The 15,646-nt window shown below is 36.1% G+C and carries 16 protein-coding genes; 4 read left to right on the top strand and 12 right to left on the bottom strand.

Annotated features, from left to right (window positions below; all coding sequences use genetic code 11):
* Positions 1 to 71: 71 nt before the first annotated feature.
* From ACH3O9_RS15310 to ACH3O9_RS15260, 11 genes are all read right to left on the bottom strand, one after another.
* The gene (locus ACH3O9_RS15310; protein ID WP_416441983.1) at positions 72 to 203 is read right to left on the bottom strand and encodes a hypothetical protein; all 132 of its coding nucleotides are present in this window, start codon (positions 201 to 203) and stop codon (positions 72 to 74) included.
* 479 nt (positions 204 to 682) lie between these two features.
* Positions 683 to 1,225 carry a 2'-5' RNA ligase family protein gene (locus tag ACH3O9_RS15305; protein WP_416441981.1) on the bottom strand — a complete coding sequence of 181 codons (543 nt, stop codon included), beginning with the start codon at positions 1,223 to 1,225 and terminating at the stop codon, positions 683 to 685.
* 136 nt (positions 1,226 to 1,361) lie between these two features.
* Positions 1,362 to 2,849: a fibrinogen-like YCDxxxxGGGW domain-containing protein gene (locus ACH3O9_RS15300; protein WP_416441979.1), complete on the bottom strand. Its 1,488-nt coding sequence runs from the start codon at positions 2,847 to 2,849 to the stop codon at positions 1,362 to 1,364.
* A gap of 24 nt (positions 2,850 to 2,873) precedes the next feature.
* Entirely contained in the window at positions 2,874 to 6,518 is a 3,645-nt protein-coding gene (locus ACH3O9_RS15295) for a beta strand repeat-containing protein (RefSeq protein WP_416441977.1), read from the bottom strand.
* Positions 6,519 to 6,560: 42 nt separating this feature from the next.
* On the bottom strand, positions 6,561 to 7,076 hold the full coding sequence (locus tag ACH3O9_RS15290; RefSeq protein WP_416441975.1) for a T9SS type A sorting domain-containing protein: 516 nt from the start codon (positions 7,074 to 7,076) through the stop codon (positions 6,561 to 6,563).
* A 387-nt stretch (positions 7,077 to 7,463) separates the two neighbouring features.
* Positions 7,464 to 8,201: an SDR family oxidoreductase gene (locus ACH3O9_RS15285; RefSeq protein WP_416441973.1), complete on the bottom strand. Its 738-nt coding sequence runs from the start codon at positions 8,199 to 8,201 to the stop codon at positions 7,464 to 7,466.
* A 69-nt stretch (positions 8,202 to 8,270) separates the two neighbouring features.
* Positions 8,271 to 9,167 (bottom strand): helix-turn-helix domain-containing protein, encoded by an 897-nt coding sequence (locus ACH3O9_RS15280; protein WP_416441971.1) that lies wholly within the window; start codon positions 9,165 to 9,167, stop codon positions 8,271 to 8,273.
* A 182-nt stretch (positions 9,168 to 9,349) separates the two neighbouring features.
* Positions 9,350 to 10,081 carry an SDR family oxidoreductase gene (locus ACH3O9_RS15275; protein ID WP_416441969.1) on the bottom strand — a complete coding sequence of 244 codons (732 nt, stop codon included), beginning with the start codon at positions 10,079 to 10,081 and terminating at the stop codon, positions 9,350 to 9,352.
* A 73-nt stretch (positions 10,082 to 10,154) separates the two neighbouring features.
* On the bottom strand, positions 10,155 to 10,718 hold the full coding sequence (locus ACH3O9_RS15270) for a TetR/AcrR family transcriptional regulator (RefSeq protein ID WP_416441967.1): 564 nt from the start codon (positions 10,716 to 10,718) through the stop codon (positions 10,155 to 10,157).
* Positions 10,719 to 10,832: 114 nt separating this feature from the next.
* A complete protein-coding gene (gene rpiA, locus ACH3O9_RS15265) occupies positions 10,833 to 11,531 on the bottom strand; it encodes a ribose 5-phosphate isomerase A (RefSeq protein ID WP_416441965.1) in 699 nt (232 codons plus the stop codon).
* Between the two features lie 307 nt (positions 11,532 to 11,838).
* Complete coding sequence (locus ACH3O9_RS15260; RefSeq protein WP_416441963.1) at positions 11,839 to 12,156, bottom strand: hypothetical protein; 318 nt, start codon at positions 12,154 to 12,156, stop codon at positions 11,839 to 11,841.
* Positions 12,157 to 12,539: 383 nt separating this feature from the next.
* Here ACH3O9_RS15260 and hxlB point away from each other — a divergent pair, with 383 nt between their 5' ends.
* The 4 genes from hxlB to ACH3O9_RS15240 all read left to right on the top strand — a co-directional run bounded on the left by hxlB (position 12,540) and on the right by ACH3O9_RS15240 (position 15,167).
* Positions 12,540 to 13,115, top strand: coding sequence for a 6-phospho-3-hexuloisomerase (gene hxlB, locus ACH3O9_RS15255; protein WP_416441961.1), 576 nt, complete (start codon positions 12,540 to 12,542; stop codon positions 13,113 to 13,115).
* 31 nt (positions 13,116 to 13,146) lie between these two features.
* Positions 13,147 to 13,791 (top strand): 3-hexulose-6-phosphate synthase, encoded by a 645-nt coding sequence (hxlA, locus tag ACH3O9_RS15250; protein ID WP_416441959.1) that lies wholly within the window; start codon positions 13,147 to 13,149, stop codon positions 13,789 to 13,791.
* Between the two features lie 155 nt (positions 13,792 to 13,946).
* The gene (locus tag ACH3O9_RS15245; protein ID WP_416441957.1) at positions 13,947 to 14,816 is read left to right on the top strand and encodes a sugar phosphate isomerase/epimerase family protein; all 870 of its coding nucleotides are present in this window, start codon (positions 13,947 to 13,949) and stop codon (positions 14,814 to 14,816) included.
* A gap of 114 nt (positions 14,817 to 14,930) precedes the next feature.
* Positions 14,931 to 15,167 (top strand): YtxH domain-containing protein, encoded by a 237-nt coding sequence (locus tag ACH3O9_RS15240; protein ID WP_416441955.1) that lies wholly within the window; start codon positions 14,931 to 14,933, stop codon positions 15,165 to 15,167.
* Between the two features lie 97 nt (positions 15,168 to 15,264).
* Here the strand turns inward: ACH3O9_RS15240 and ACH3O9_RS15235 are convergent, their stop codons facing one another.
* Positions 15,265 to 15,639: a response regulator gene (locus ACH3O9_RS15235; protein ID WP_416441953.1), complete on the bottom strand. Its 375-nt coding sequence runs from the start codon at positions 15,637 to 15,639 to the stop codon at positions 15,265 to 15,267.
* Positions 15,640 to 15,646 lie beyond the last annotated feature (7 nt).

Below are 15,646 nucleotides of genomic sequence, written 5' to 3'. Positions count from 1 at the left end.
AAAAATATATTTTAGACTTTCGCTATTGCGAAAAAATAAGGAGCCAATATTTTCGGATATATATCAGCTTTTTAGAAAAGTCTTCTTTTTACCTTTTTAAGATTGGGCACAAACTCCTGCTTAAATGAGCGCTTGTTCTTTACCCAGTCGTAGGTGTAATATGCCATTTGTGCTAATGTTATTAATCTAAGTAGTTTTTTCATGATGTTAGTTTTACACAATATATCAATGAAATAAATACGTATTATCAATATTAATATTCTTTAACTTTAGATAGTTAAAACCTCCTGAAATTTTACATTTTCCAACATGAAAAAATGGTTTATATTCAGGAAAAATCGGTCTAAAAGCATTAAAAAACCGCTTGTTTTAAGCGGTTTTTTAGCATCAACTAAATGGTAATTAAGAATTATAAATGTTTCTTTTTAGTGACCTCTGCTGAGATTTACTTTATGTTTCATTTACATATGTAAAACTATTAATTAGAGGTAGCGAGTTGTATTTCTTTCGCCAAGATGCAATTTTCTGTAGGTGAGTTGACAGAAATTGTACGTGAATAAACAGGAGCTTTATTTTATTCTGAATTTTTAATGGCGATTAGGTTTAGATATCTAAATGTGCTAGAAATCGGCATAAAAGCATCAAAAAACTCTTATTTAGGCTGGGTTTTTCGGAACTCCATTCACTCACCAAGAGGAATATGATATTCCCAATCCCAGGTTTCGTGTTGATGTCTGGAAACCAACGTTAATCTATTTACTTCCAGTTGTCTTATATATTCGGTTTTCGAAAAATAAGTTAAACTGTCATGAAGCATTTTTATTCCGCTGGTTTTTGAAATTGTAATATGTGGCGTAGCCGGAATTTTTATTGAAGTAAGTTTTCTATGTAGATCTCTAATCCACAGGATTTTTATAAGTGTATGAATGTGTTTAACTTCTTTATTTGTAGCTACTTTTAGTAGTAACACGTTAGCATTATTTTCAAAGATGTCAAAACCCTGAATTTCTAATCTAAATTTTGCTATGCTTGATAATTGGTTAAAAGCTCTGATCATAATATTTTCCTGCCGCGTGTCCATTTCAAATGCAGCAAGTGTAATATGGGGTTTTGATCTTACGAGTGGTTGTTTACCAAATAAGGTTTCAAATTTTTGCTTAAACTGATCAATTTCCTCAAAAATTAGGTCGTTAGGAACAATTCGTAAATTATAGATTTTAACCATTCAGAAAGTTGCTTGATCAATACTAAATTTAAGCAATACAATCTGGCATAAGATAATTTATACGTAAATCTTTAGCGATAAAATCGGCTCAAAAGCATTAAAAAACCGCCAATTTTAGGCGGTTTTCGGTCATTGGCTATTTTTTTTTACCTGATCCAGGTAGAAAACCACGCATCTGCATTGTTTGCTGTTCTGCCAAGGCCCAAATCTGCAAACCAATGTACGCCCTCGGCATAATTACTTGAGTGGTACATTTTAGGCCACCCCGCTGCAGCGCCGGGGCAGCAATATGCCCAGAGCCAGGAACCTGAGTCAACCACAAAAGTAGATGAAGCTCCATTTGCCCAGGTTGCAGCACCATTAACATCTGTTGCATCACTTTGTAATGCGCCAATGGCCAGTGGTGATGTTGAAGTTGTTTTATTGCATAAGACACCGAAGATGCTCCTGACCTTAACTGCACATCTTTACAAAGTTTAGCTAATTCTATAACGGTTGTTCTGGGTAAATAACCCAAAACATCAGGGGATGTAACTACGCTTACTTGAGGCGCTGCAATATTTCCCGCTCCTACATTTAATAACATCCAGCCACCGCCATCTGTGGTCATATCTGCGTAAACCTGAAAAGGTATACCCTCGTTTAGATTTGAATTACTAATCCAATACACACCATCAGGAGCTAATGGAAAATTCTGTTTTATTTGATAAGCACTTATGCCTGCGGTTTCCTGAGTTAAACCGTTTAACTCATATAAAATATTACTCCCGTTAGCAGATAAACCTTTGCCAGATCCTATGGCCCCGTTTTTATTTATCTGTTCATTAGCTGAAATAGAGAGTTGACCATTTTTATTGATTGTTTTTAATTTAGGTATAGGTAAAGCGCTAATTGTATTTGCTGTGTCGCTTTCATAACTGTATAAATCTAAAACTTCTGTTGCCGTTAATGCAGTTTTCCATAATCTTAATTCATCAGCCTCACCGTTAAAAAGTGTACCTACAGGCCAGTCCATAAATCCACGACCTAAAGCTAATCCTGAATTCATTATTCTAAAAGTGCCCGTTTCTGTGTTAGCACCTATTTGTACTCCATCTTTATAAACTTTTCTGCCTGTGATCTTATTCCAGACAAATATGTATTGATGCCAAATATCATCACTATTTGCACCGCCCGAAGCACTGTTAAATACGGCATTGCAGCTATTAAATTGAATATTGTCACCTAATCTGGCAATTGCCCCGTAACGTCCTCCCCCACAACTTACCATTTCGCCATAGCTAATGAGATCCTGAGTTGCTGTAGATGCAGATTTAGCCCAAAGACTAATAGTAAAATCATCTGTATTATTAACAAATTGAGAAAGCATGGAATCGCCAAAATAAATCCAGTCGCCATCACCATCAAAACTATAGGCTGAATCGTCGTTGCCAAATCTATCTGCGGTTAGAACAGGGTTTCCTGTAATAACACCATTATAGCTGTTACCGCTACTGTCATCAGCATTGCCAGAAAAAGGGTAATAGGCAATAAGTTGATCTCCTTGGGGCAACACCTGGCTATAAGCGGGAACACTCCAATTTATGAGGAATAGCAGAAATAATATAGTTATTTTTTGAATCATGTTTAATTTGATCTAAGACTATAATTAATAATAAAAATCAAATTGAATTCTGTCACTCTCGCTCAATGTGTAATTTCCATTGTTAGCAGGTACATAGGTTAAGGTCTTTGCACTAACACTATAAGCCGAATTACTTATTCGTATACCGTTGACATACATTTTTACCTTGCTGTTTACAGATGGTGTTTGCGTTAAAGTAAAAGTTGTTTGCGAGGCTGTTGCAGAAAACTCATCTGCTACTTCTCTTACCGGTGTAGCCCCGGAAGAAATACTTCCGTCTGCCATTAAATATTCCGTTGAAGTTCCGCCAGATTTTACAAAAGAAGTAGCTGTAACAGTTCCGCCTGAGGTAATTGCTCCTTTGGTATTAACGAGAGTAATGGCGGAATTTCCTAATTGAATGGTGTTGCTTGCTGGAGATATGGCCTGATAACCAATGGCCGTTGAATTATTTTGATCATTTGTTGAAACATTTGCTCCAGTGCCAATTATTGTATTTCCTGAACCACTGGAAATAGTACTTCCAGATGATTTACCTACACCCACATTCCCACTACCTGTGGTATTGATCAAAGATTGATTTCCTATTGAGGTATTTGAAGTGCCTGTTATTAAGGCCATCATAGACTCTGCACCTACAGAGGTATTACCACTTCCAGTTGTTAAGCCGGGTAGATTATTATAACCCACACTCGTATTATTGTCAAAACCGGTTCCTGTATAGCTTCTCATAGCACCATTACCAAAAGCTGAATTTCTTGAACCTGTACCTGATCCTAATGCAGAACTACCTACTGCGGTATTTTCACCGTTATTACCAATACCTCTGCCTATTCTAATGCTATTTACAGTAATATCATTGCTAAATGTTTTACCTCCGGCAATTGTCTGGTTAGTAGTTAAGTCTACGAAAGTGCCGCTTGTAGCTGTACTTACAGCATTATCAACAAAGGCCGTTGTTGCTATTTGAGTTGTTTTAGTACCTGATGCAGCTGTAGGTGCCAGCGGAGTTCCGGTTAAAGTAGGCGAAGCCAAATTTGCTTTTAGATCAATCGCAGTTTGCGTAGCGGTGGAAACAGGTTTATCAGCATCGCTGGTATTGTCTGCATTTCCCAAGCCTACCATAGTTTTGGTAATCCCTGAAACAGTTCCGGTGAATGTTGGTGAAGCGATATCTGCTTTTAAAGCTAAATTGGTATTTGTCGCATAACTACTTAGATCCTGATCACCGGTGTTTGTTCCTGAAATGGCAGCTAATTTAGTTTTCTCAGCGGTGGAATAATCTTCTGTAGACAGACCTTTTCCGGTTACTTTGTCAACTTTTAGATCGATCGCTGTTTGAGTTGCTGTTGAAACAGGTTTATCAGCATCGCTTGTATTGTCTACATTTCCCAAGCCTACCATTCCTTTGGTAATCCCTGAAACAGTTCCTGTGAATGTTGGTGAAGCAATATTTGCCTTTAAAGCTAAATTAGTATTTGTAGCATAACTGCTGAGATCCTGATCACCGGTGTTGGTTCCTGAAATGGCAGCTAATTTAGTTTTCTCTGCGGTGGAATAATCCTCTGTAGAAAGACCTTTGCCGGTTACTTTGTCAACTTTTAGATCGATCGCTGTTTGAGTTGCTGTTGAAACAGGCTTATCATTATCGCTGGTATTATCAACATTTCCCAAGCCTACCATAGTTTTGGTAATCCCGGAAACAGTTCCAGTAAAAGTCGGCGAAGCTAAATCTGCCTTTAAAGCTAAATTGGTTTTTGTCGCATAACTGCTTAGATCCTGATCACCGGTGTTGGTTCCTGAAATTGCACCTAGTTTAGTTTTTTCAGCTGTGGAATAATCTTCTGTTGAAAGACCTTTTCCGGTTACTTTGTCGACCTTGAGATCAATAGCTGTCTGAGTCGCTGTTGAAATTGGTTTGTCCGCATCGCTTGTATTGTCTGCATTTCCCAAGCCTACCATAGTTTTGGTAATCCCTGAAACAGTTCCTGTGAATGTTGGCGAAGCTAAATCTGCCTTTAAAGCTAAATTGGTATTTGTCGCATAACTGCTTAGATCCTGATCACCGGTGTTGGTTCCGGAAATCGCAGCTAGTTTAGTTTTCTCAGCTGTTGAATAATCTTCTGTAGACAGACCTTTTCCGGTTACTTTATCCACTTTTAGATCAAGCGCTGTTTGAGTTGCTGTTGAAACAGGTTTATCAGCATCGCTGGTATTGTCTGCATTTGCCAAGCCTACCATTGCTTTGGTAATCCCTGAAACAGTTCCTGTAAATGTTGGTGAAGCAATATCTGCCTTTAAAGCTAAATTTGTATTTGTCACATAACTGCTTAGATCCTGATCACCGGTGTTGGTTCCGGAAATCGCAGCTAGTTTAGTTTTCTCAGCAGTGGAATAATCTTCTGTTGAAAGCCCTTTTCCGGTTACTTTGTCAACTTTTAGATCGATCGCTGTTTGAGTTGCTGTTGAAACAGGCTTATCATTATCGCTGGTATTATCAACATTTCCCAAGCCTACCATAGTTTTGGTAATCCCTGAAACAGTTCCTGTGAATGTTGGCGATGCGATATCTGCTTTTAAGTCCAAGTTCGTCTTTGTCGCATAACTGCTTAGATCCTGATCGCCGGTATTTGTTCCTGAAATTGCAGCTAATTTAGTTTTCTCAGCGGTGGAATAATCTTCTGTTGAAAGCCCCTTTCCGGTTACTTTGTCAACTTTTAGATCGATCGCTGTTTGAGTTGCTGTTGAAATTGGTTTATCAGCATCGCTGGTATTATCTGCATTTCCCAAGCCTACCATAGTTTTGGTAATCCCTGAGACAATTCCTGTGAATGTTGGCGAAGCAATATTTGCCTTTAAATCTAAATTAGTATTTGTCGCATAATTGCTTAGATCCTGATCTCCGGAGTTTGTTCCTGAAATTGCAGCTAGTTTAGTTTTTTCAGCGGTTGAATAATCTTCTGTTGAAAGCCCTTTTCCGATTTCTTTGTCAACTTTTAGATTTAATCCTGCCAGCGTAAGAGCCGAATTTTCATCAACATATTTCTTTACAGATCGTACGCTGGGATATTTTATATCTGATGCAGCGTCAAGGATGAGATCTGTGCTTTTATTAGAAGTGTCTTCCTTAAGAGCATCTGCATCTTCCCGCGTATTCATTTCAATAAGCAAACTGCTTTCCAATTCACTTTCTGCTGTGGTAGCCCGTGTTATCTCACTATCTATAGCATCTGCATTATCCCATATTATTTGTGAATAATCAGTGGCTTCCGGCTGCGGAATGTAAGTTAATTCCTGTTCACTTAAGGGTTTGAAGTTTGAATTAGAACCGGTAAAATCTATCTCTACCTTTACTTTTTTAGAAAGTCCATTCCAGTTAATGTCTTCAAAATCGGTAGAACTTATTTGTATACCTTGACCTATATATAAATTTATCATTCCATAAGCATCAGTAGCTGTTTCGTGATATTCTTTATATTCTGCAGTACTTTGATCATTAATAATTGTAAAACGAATAGTTATCTCTTTATCGCTAAACAGATCATTTTGAGAACCTGAATCTGCCTCCGGATTTAAAATAACTGCCTGATAGCTAATGCCCGGTGTTTGAGAAAATCCCGCAAGGGCACAACAGAAAAAGAAAAAGGATAGGAGTAATGTTTTTTTCATTGGGAGTGATTTGGGTGAATGCCTTGATTTAATCGTGGAGCTTTATTGTTTTATTATTTTTGAAATAAACTGCATATTGTTTGTTAGCGCTTTTATGATGTACTCACCAGATGGTAGTTGATCCAGCTGCAGTTCTACCTTTTCTTTTGATTGAAACAGTTTAGATAAAATTTGTACGCCCATCATATTGTAAACCACTACATCAATGGTACTTTCTATTTCTTCCTCAAATTCTAAAAAAACCGATGACTTAAAGGGATTGGGATATACATCTACTATTAAACTGGTAGGTACATTTACATCAACAATTTTGCTTAAAATATTGGGTTGAATGAAACCTTGCCTTATATCATAGGGAATAGCTGTGTAGGTCCCGATAGCTGACTGGCCAATTACTTGCTGCACCAAATATGTGTTACCATTAGCTTCAATTTTTGCTGAAGCCCCGCTAATGCTGGTTGTAGATCGCAGTAAATAATTATTTTGAGCAAATACTTTTGACTGCAGACTACAGCAAAAGAAGATTAATGCACATAAGTGTAGATTTCTTATTTTCATAGTTGGGCTACTATTAATTCCATTCTCAACTTCCTTTAAACAGAAGCAATAGAATCATAAAGCGCGCAAAATAAGCAAAAAACGCATATAATCGATTAAAAAACGCATTTTATCGAATAATTATTTGAGTAGCTCAATAAATTTATAATACATAATCTCACAAAAGTATAAAAGCAAAATAGGCATAAGTATAAGAAAGTTAAATATTAAAACACATTAGGATTATAACTGCGAGGTGAATACTGCCTGAATTACTTGAAAGAAAATTCTTATTAATTATAATATAAAATACTTTGGCTATATAAATATTACAGCGGAATATAAAAATCGATTAAAAAGCATAAAAAACCGCCTGTTATAGGCGGTTTTTTGATGACTAATTTAAATTTACCACGGACTCACATGTGGTTCTTCTTCGATCTCGTGACTAAAATAGGTTCCATTTGCACCATCTTCTGCGGGATCAATATGATCATATAAAAACCTAGCCGAATCTTCTACTTTAAATGGGCCGCCGTGGTTATTAAAATCTGTAGCGGTATAACCGGGATCAATTACATTCACTTTAAAATTTTGATCCTTTAGCTCATAAGCCAATACGATAGTATAGGCATTAAGCGCTGATTTTGAAGGTCCGTATGCTGCACTTTTCACATCATAATGTGACCATTCAGGATCAGAATGTAAAGTAAGTGATCCCAAGCCAGAAGTAATATTGCTTATTCTGGGACTATCAGATTTTTTCAGAAGTTCAAGAAATGCCTGGGAAACATTAATCACCCCAAAGAAGTTAGTATCAAAAACATCTCTTACAGTTTGTGAAGATACGCTAACCGCTTTTTGATCCATTCCGCCTAGTATTCCTGCATTATTCACCAGAATATCCAGTTTTCCAAATTTCTCTTTAACTGCTCTTGCAGCAGATTCTATAGAGTTCTTGTCTGTTACATCTATTTGTACCAGTTGTACATTTTCTAAGCCTTCACGCCTCAGTTTTTCAACTGCAGCCACTCCCCTTTCTTGGGTTCGGCTCCCTAAGAATACATAGTAATCATTTTTGAGCATTATTTTGGCCAATTCAAAACCTAAGCTTTTATTGGCTCCTGTTATCAATACTGATCTCATAATCGTTGTTTTTAATTTTAAACAAAGATAAAATGAGGCAGCAGTGCATGTATTGAAGACTTTCAGGAATTACTGGTACATTTTCCGGATATGCTTTTTGTAAGCTAAAGGCGTAAATGTGGTATGCCGCTTAAAAAAACGGTTAAAATAGGAAGCATCGTCAAAACCTAAACTGTAAGCGATCTCTTTCATAGAATCTTCAGTAAAATAAATAAGTCGCTTAGCTTCAAGTACAATACGCTCCTGTATATGCGCAATTGCAGATTTACCGCTTTGCTGCTTTATCGTATCACCCAGATAACCTGCAGAGATATTTAGCTGCTCTGCATACTGCGAAACTTCATGTTGTACACGAAATTTCTCACCAACAAGATCTAGAAAATCTGATAGTAATAACGACTCTGGCTGATCTTTAATATTCTCAAATTGCTCTGCATACAATCTGCTACAGTAAATTAAAAAAATGCTCACGTAAGACAATAACATACTGTGTTGCCACTGGCTCTCATTTTGATATTCAGCATAGATATTATCAAGGGTTTCTAATAGAAATTGATAATCTGTCTCTTTAAGATCTAAAACATGCCCCCGATGAGGGTTCTGCAAAATAGGCAGATCTTTTAGTGTATTTAAGCTATCTAGCGAAAGAAACTCTTTCGTGATATTCATGTTATAAACATGCAAAGCACAACTTTCTTCCTTTAATTGTACTTGTGAGGGATCTGTAAAATAGAGTTTTCTGGACTGAATGTCATAAGGTTTCATATCGATCCAGTGCCTGCTAAAGTCTCTGACATCTAATATAAAAGCAAAGAAGAAGTAATCTTTTCTATGCGGTATCAAAAAGTCTGAAGACACATAGTTTTGTATAGAATCATTTTTATAGATACTAAAAACGCTGTTTCCGGTTTCAGTATCCATTTTTAAAGGGTAATGGGCAATCTTGTTTCCCAGTTTATAGTCCATTTTCTTACGTTCTCTTATAATCTGAAAATATTCATAATTTATCAGTAAAGAAAATTAGGGATTTTTTACCGCAAGGGAAGAAACCTAACAATTAAATTTCTTCCCTCTTAGTAAAGAATATTAATAAAGTGTGCCAGTAATTCTGCCTGAAGCGTGATTATTGAGATACACTTCAAACTCCTTTAAGCAAGTTCTGCTGTAATGATATTATCAGAGAAACTTTGATATGCACTTTCAAATTGCTTAGCCATATCATCTGGAAATAAATGGAAATCCCCAGTCTCCAGCGCATGCACTATACCTTCTGAAACTACAGATGGTGCAGAAGCATCGTCAAAGCCAGCTTCTCTACCCATATCAGTTGCAATAGGACCAGGATGAACGCTAAGAACAGCTACTCCTTTTGCTCCCAGATCTGCCTTGATGCCTTGAGTTAAGGAATAAGATGCTGCTTTTGATGCTGAATACAATGAAAGGGATTGAAAGTTCTTAATTGATGCAACAGAGTTTAATTGAACTAAAGCTCCCTTGTTTTTCTCAAGAATTTCTGCGAAAGCATTAGCAACGCGAAGCAAACCAAATACATTTACATCAAGTTGACGTTTTAAACTTTCTTCTACATCTGCACCTATAGTTGCCAAAGGCATGGCCACACCTGCATTATTTACTAGAATATCAACATCCTTAGCTTGTTGTGCTAAGTTTGTGATAGAATTAGCGTCAGAAAGATCCGCTTTTAGGGTAACTACCTTATCTCCGTACTTTTCTTCAAGTTCGTGAGCAGAAGCAGTATCACGAACTGCTAAATATACTTTAGCTGCACCGTGCTCAATAAAAGAGTGTACAATAGCTTTGCCTATACCTCTATTTGCACCGGTAACCAGTGCGACTTTATTCTTAATTGAAATACTCATATTTATTTATTATTAATGTTTCTAATTGATTGTTATATATCTAAGCAAATGCTTAGTTTAGGTGTAAAAAATTTTAGAGGTTAATAAAAGCTGTTTCTAGATAATCATCGATCTGCTCACGATCTAGAAATCTGGAACCCACGGAGAGACCAAGCATAGCGGTCATTAAAAAATTAGCTTCTCTTTCAACTGTTTCTTTAGATTTACCGGCGTCCTGGCTTAAATTCTTTACAAAAAGCACCCTTAGATCTTGTGTAAATTTTTTCATTTCTGCCATTAGGTCTTGTTCTGCTTTCTCGCCCATCTCACTCATCGTGTTACAGACCAGGCAACCTTTATGTGCATCTTTATACTTTGTGAATTTTAAAAAATTATAAAAGAATTCTTTGATGCCTTCAACGCCGTTTTCAGATTCTTTTAATGTATTTCTAATTGAGTTTAACTGCTTTCTGTACAGTTTTATGCTTTCTACAAAAACACCATGCTTACTGCCGAAACTAGCGTAGATCGAGAACTGGTTAATGCCCATCTCTTTTTCTAACATACGAATGGAGGTGGTCTCATAACCATTTTGCCAGAAAAGGTTCATTGCCTTTTCTATGACTTCCTCCTCGTTATATTGTTTACATCTGGCCATAACTTCAAATTCCGAAACAAAACTAAGCAATAGCTTAGATATAAATTTATCTTTAACTAAACTTTAAATTGTAACGATTGTTTCAGGTTAGAATAACATAATAATTTCCCACTGTTAAGGCTCAACAATGGTGACATCATATCCCTGAAATAATCCTGTTTCTATGATGCCCGTTATGCTTTTAAGTTCCTTTTCTAAGGTTTTTTCGATTTCGCGGAAGCGAACATCAAGTATAAAATTTCCGGTCTCGGTAATTATGGGTCCGTCCTTTTTTAAAGCCATACGCAATTCAATTTCATTTGCACCTAAAGAGATAAGTTGATTACGCACATAATTAATAGCATCAGGATAGATCTCTACCGGCACGGGAAAATTAATGCCTAGCTTTTGCACGATCTTACTTTTATCTATAATTATATAGTTTTTGGTACTTGAAACCAGCATCAGCTTTTCGCGAAACATTGCTCCTCCTCTGCCCTTAATAAGATTGTTTTGTGGGTCTACTTCATCTGCGCCATCAAAGTACCAATCTGGTTTGTCTTGTTTTAAAGTCGTAATGCGCAACCCAAGCGCCGCGCAGGCAAGTTCGATCTCAAATGAAGTGGGAATTACTTTAATATCGAGTTTTTTATCGCTAACCTTTTCAGCTATATGAGTGAGTGACACAAATACAGTTGAGCCAGAACCTACACCTATGGTTTGCCCGTTTTGAACATACGTAGCAATTTTTGCAGCAACGATCTCTTTTTCCGCCTTATTTTTAATCTCGCTGCCCCATTTAAAATTCTTGACAATACTGTTTTCCCATTTCATTATTTACTGCTTATTTCCTGTTTTAGATAATAGATATATTCTTCTAACGGACTAAAATATCATTAAAAAATTCCTCTTGCTTTTAAAACACCGTTTTTCTTTTCATTAAATAAGTCCTTTAAACTTTCACCATCTTTCCCCTCATAAATATCCTTTTTCACTTTTATAACTTCATCTGATATATATTTTTGATGAAAGTAATATTTACCATTTTCACTTAGAGAAATATATAAAAGTGCATAATCATAATTCTCAAAAGCTGGTCTTCCGTAATGATTGTAAACATTAAATGTTACAGTATCTTGACCTAAATCATTAAAACATTTTGAATTATAACATATTTTGCCTTAAATGCATAATCCATCACATAATTTTGACGAACTATAGTATCACCGGTAATAGAGTCTAAAATTTTGATTTTGTTATTTAAGTTGGGATCAAACTCTGTAAGGCTTATTTTCCTGCCAACAAAAGCATACAGGTTTACCGTATTATTCTGGTCATTAAAGTTGGTTTCTGGTTTTAGGTTTTGTGCCTGGCAAGATATACAGAATATGAATATTGCTAATATCACAAGATTCTTATAGCAATCATTTTTGTAAATATTCAATACTATAGTGAACATGCTGTGACAGTGTTAAAAATCGCCCTTTTAACCCATAAAATCGGTTATCGAAGCTTCCGTTTTTTGAGATTATTATATTAATGGATTTAGCTTGTTAAAAATCGGAAGAATATTCTGAAAATCGGTCATTTTAGGGTCAAAACCGTTCAAAAATCAGATTACTTTTTGGGGTTATTTTCAATAAACGAAAACATAATGTACTGTTTTTCAATTATTAATATTATTTATTTTCATTTTGAAATATTTAAGAATTTTAATTCCTGTAATTCAGTATTGTATTTAACACATTTTTTCTGAATTGCCCTATTTATAATAACAATGAGTCAGCGGGCTTTTCGCCATAATTGTTCCGTAATTTTGATTGTAACCAAAGCAAGCAATCAATGACTCAGGCAGAACTTTCAAAACACTTAAAAAAGAATCATGAACTTATTCTTGACGAACAAAGTAAGTTATTGACTCAGATAGATTTTGATGCCGTTTCATTAATTATTCCCTATTTAAAAGAAGCTAAACGCATTTTCGTAACAGGAGCCGGGCGATCTGGACTTGCCATGAAAAGTGCGGCGATGCGATTGATGCATTTTGGTTTTACCGTTTATGTAGTAGGTGAAACTACTTCTCCTGCTATAGAAGAGGGAGATTTACTTATTACTGCTTCAGGTTCAGGAACTACAAGTTCTGTGGTGACGGCATCAGAAAAAGCAAAAAAGGCAGGAGCTAAAGTAGTGAGCTACTCTACTACAACTTCTTCTCCCCTTGCTCAAAATTCTGATCTGGTTGTTATTATTACTGCGGCCCAAAAGCAGGATCATGGTAAAACAATTTCTGCACAATATGCAGGGAGCTTATTTGAACAAGCAATACTATTACTTAGCGATGCCGTTTTTCAAACCTTGTGGGACGAGAAAGGAACTCCCGCAGAAGAACTTTGGAAAAGACACGCTAACCTAGAATAACAAAAATAATTACTAATAAAAAAAGAAAGCTATGACTAAATTACAAGTCGCAATTGACTTATTAACAACAGAAGAAGCACTAGCGCTAACCGCTAAAGTTGCACCGTATATTGATATTATTGAATTAGGTACTCCGTTAATTAAACACGAAGGCCTTGCTGTAGTAACTGCTATGAAAAAAGCTCATCCAGACAAATTGGTTTTTGCCGATTTAAAAACTATGGATGCAGGTGAGTTAGAAGCAGACATCGCTTTTAAAGCAGGTGCAGATTTAGTAACCGTATTAGGTGCTGCCGGTGATGCTACTATAAAAGGTGCAATAAAAGCAGGAAAAGCGCACAATAAAGGTGTGGTAGTAGACACAATTGGTGTTCAGGATCGCGTAAAACGAGCTCAGGAAGTAATCAAATTTGGTGCTGAATTTGTAGAATTACATGCAGGTCTTGATGAGCAATGGGCAGATGGTTATTCTATCCAGGTTTTAATTGATGAGGCTGCTCGTGCTGGTGTACCGGTTTCTATCGCAGGTGGTGTAAATGCAAATAATATTGCAAAAGTTGTAGAATCTGGGGTAGTTGTTGCCGTTGCAGGTGCTGCAATTTATGGCGCAGATGATCCTGCCGCTGCTGCGAAAGAATTACGCGAAGCACTTGAAAATGTAGCTGAAGCTGTATAAATGATAAAATTGATCTGAATTCATTTCAGACAAAAAATCCTTTACAATGGTATTAAAACAGTTGGTTATTTAGCCAGCTGTTTTTTTTTGCAGAAATGGCAATTTCCTTGTTTACATATACTATTTTTAATGAAGTAATAAAAATTAGACAACTTATGAATACAAAATTGATCAGATTATCATTAAAACTGGCTTTTGTAGCCCTTTTTTTAGCCGGCTGCTTTAGTGCCGTAGCGCAAGATAAATTGGGAGGGCTGGCTCTCTACACCGTACGTGATGATATGGGTAAAGACGTTAAAGCTACTCTTAAAGCCGTGGCAGATGCAGGGTATAAGAATATAGAAGCGGCCGGATATGAAGACGGCAAATTCTATGGTATGCAACCTAAAGAGTTTAAAAAAGAATTAAAAAAACTGGGATTAAACCCAATAAGCACGCATCAGGGAACTGTAACGCTTGAAAATGCAGACGCTATGATAGCAGATGTAAAAGCTGCAGGCTTTAAATATTTTGTAATCCCGGTACCTCCTATGGGTTTGTTTACTTATAGCGACACGGGAATGGGCATGAAAGGCGATGCAGAAAATCTGACCAAGATTCTAAATACGCTTGGCGAAAAGTGTAAAAAAGCAGGTTTAAAACTCCTTTATCACAATCATAATTTTGAATTTGAAGAGGATGCAAATGGCAATAAGATTTATGACTATATGTTAGAGCATACAAATCCTGACTATGTAAACTTTCAGATGGATCTTTACTGGGTAACAAAAGCAGATGAAGACCCTATTGCTTACTTTAAAAAATATCCTGGTCGTTTTAAAATGTGGCATGTAAAAGATATGGATGATGAAGGTAGATTTGCACCTGTAGGTAATGGTCATATTGATTTTGCCAGCATTCTTGCTCAAAAAGATATTGCCGGGATGAAGTATTATATGGTAGAACAAGATAAAACCTTTAATATGGAACCGCTTGAAGCCATCAAAGTGAGTCACAAAGGGCTTGAAGAAATAGGGTTTAAATAGTTCATCAGCAAAATTTGTTTTTCGCTTAAGCCTTCTATTAAATAAATCCTAAAGTGTATTTGTACACAACATAGTCACGATTTTTAGGTTATCTTCATGACAAAACAATCAATCATGGCAAATAAGAATGGAAAAGGCATTTTAGCCTTATTAGGAATAGGATTAGGAGCTTTCGCTTTCTGGAAATACAAGAATATGACTCCGGAAGAAAAGGCAAACCTGAAAAATAAAATTGATGATACTGGTAAGAAGATAAAAGATACCGTACAGGATCTTGAAGAAAATATCAGTGGTAAATATGATGATCTAAAAAAATCTGCAAATAGTAAATTAGACGAGATGGCTGATTAATAGTCACCAATTTTAAAGTTTAAAGCAGAAAGAAAAATCGGATAGAATGAGGCGATATTTGCCTTATTTTACCCGATTTTTCAATTTTAAGGAGTATTTATTTTGTCACTAATGCTTTGAGCTTTGCCAGCGTTACAGGTTTAGTGATCACACTTGTTATATGCGGATTTGCTTCGGCTTTTTGGTAATCTTTATGATCTACAGAAGAAGTTATAATATAGATCAATTTATTATCGAGTAAATTTTCGCTTTTAAGCCTCTCCAGCAGTTGCCAACCGTTCATATTTGGCATATTAATATCAAGAAATAGAGTGTATTTTATTGCTTTTTCTTCACTAATTAAGTAATTGTAAGCCTCGAGCCCGTCTACCAGATTTATAGGTTCTTTTGCTATCCCGGTAATTTGAAGCATACGTGCAAGTATTTTTCTAATTACTGCATCGTCATCTATAATCAATACTTTATTACTCATAAAATTT

Source organism: Leeuwenhoekiella sp. A16, assembly GCF_047946675.1.
Classification (GTDB): domain Bacteria; phylum Bacteroidota; class Bacteroidia; order Flavobacteriales; family Flavobacteriaceae; genus Leeuwenhoekiella.
Note: the sequence above shows the minus strand (reverse complement) of the source record. Positions and strands in the feature narration are given on the sequence as shown.

Excerpts from the sequence above, each read along its gene's own strand:
- ACH3O9_RS15295 (WP_416441977.1), bottom strand. The coding sequence starts at position 6,518 with ATGAAAAAAACATTACTCCTATCCTTTTTCTTTTTCTGTTGTGCCCTT.
- ACH3O9_RS15300 (WP_416441979.1), bottom strand. The coding sequence starts at position 2,849 with ATGATTCAAAAAATAACTATATTATTTCTGCTATTCCTCATAAATTGG.
- ACH3O9_RS15240 (WP_416441955.1), top strand. The coding sequence starts at position 14,931 with ATGGCAAATAAGAATGGAAAAGGCATTTTAGCCTTATTAGGAATAGGA.
- hxlB (WP_416441961.1), top strand. The coding sequence starts at position 12,540 with ATGACTCAGGCAGAACTTTCAAAACACTTAAAAAAGAATCATGAACTT.
- ACH3O9_RS15280 (WP_416441971.1), bottom strand. The coding sequence starts at position 9,167 with ATGGACTATAAACTGGGAAACAAGATTGCCCATTACCCTTTAAAAATG.
- ACH3O9_RS15310 (WP_416441983.1), bottom strand. The coding sequence starts at position 203 with ATGAAAAAACTACTTAGATTAATAACATTAGCACAAATGGCATATTAC.
- ACH3O9_RS15245 (WP_416441957.1), top strand. The coding sequence starts at position 13,947 with ATGAATACAAAATTGATCAGATTATCATTAAAACTGGCTTTTGTAGCC.
- rpiA (WP_416441965.1), bottom strand. The coding sequence starts at position 11,531 with ATGAAATGGGAAAACAGTATTGTCAAGAATTTTAAATGGGGCAGCGAG.
- ACH3O9_RS15275 (WP_416441969.1), bottom strand. The coding sequence starts at position 10,081 with ATGAGTATTTCAATTAAGAATAAAGTCGCACTGGTTACCGGTGCAAAT.
- ACH3O9_RS15290 (WP_416441975.1), bottom strand. The coding sequence starts at position 7,076 with ATGAAAATAAGAAATCTACACTTATGTGCATTAATCTTCTTTTGCTGT.
- hxlA (WP_416441959.1), top strand. The coding sequence starts at position 13,147 with ATGACTAAATTACAAGTCGCAATTGACTTATTAACAACAGAAGAAGCA.
- ACH3O9_RS15285 (WP_416441973.1), bottom strand. The coding sequence starts at position 8,201 with ATGAGATCAGTATTGATAACAGGAGCCAATAAAAGCTTAGGTTTTGAA.
- ACH3O9_RS15260 (WP_416441963.1), bottom strand. The coding sequence starts at position 12,156 with ATGTTCACTATAGTATTGAATATTTACAAAAATGATTGCTATAAGAAT.
- ACH3O9_RS15305 (WP_416441981.1), bottom strand. The coding sequence starts at position 1,225 with ATGGTTAAAATCTATAATTTACGAATTGTTCCTAACGACCTAATTTTT.
- ACH3O9_RS15270 (WP_416441967.1), bottom strand. The coding sequence starts at position 10,718 with ATGGCCAGATGTAAACAATATAACGAGGAGGAAGTCATAGAAAAGGCA.
- ACH3O9_RS15235 (WP_416441953.1), bottom strand. The coding sequence starts at position 15,639 with ATGAGTAATAAAGTATTGATTATAGATGACGATGCAGTAATTAGAAAA.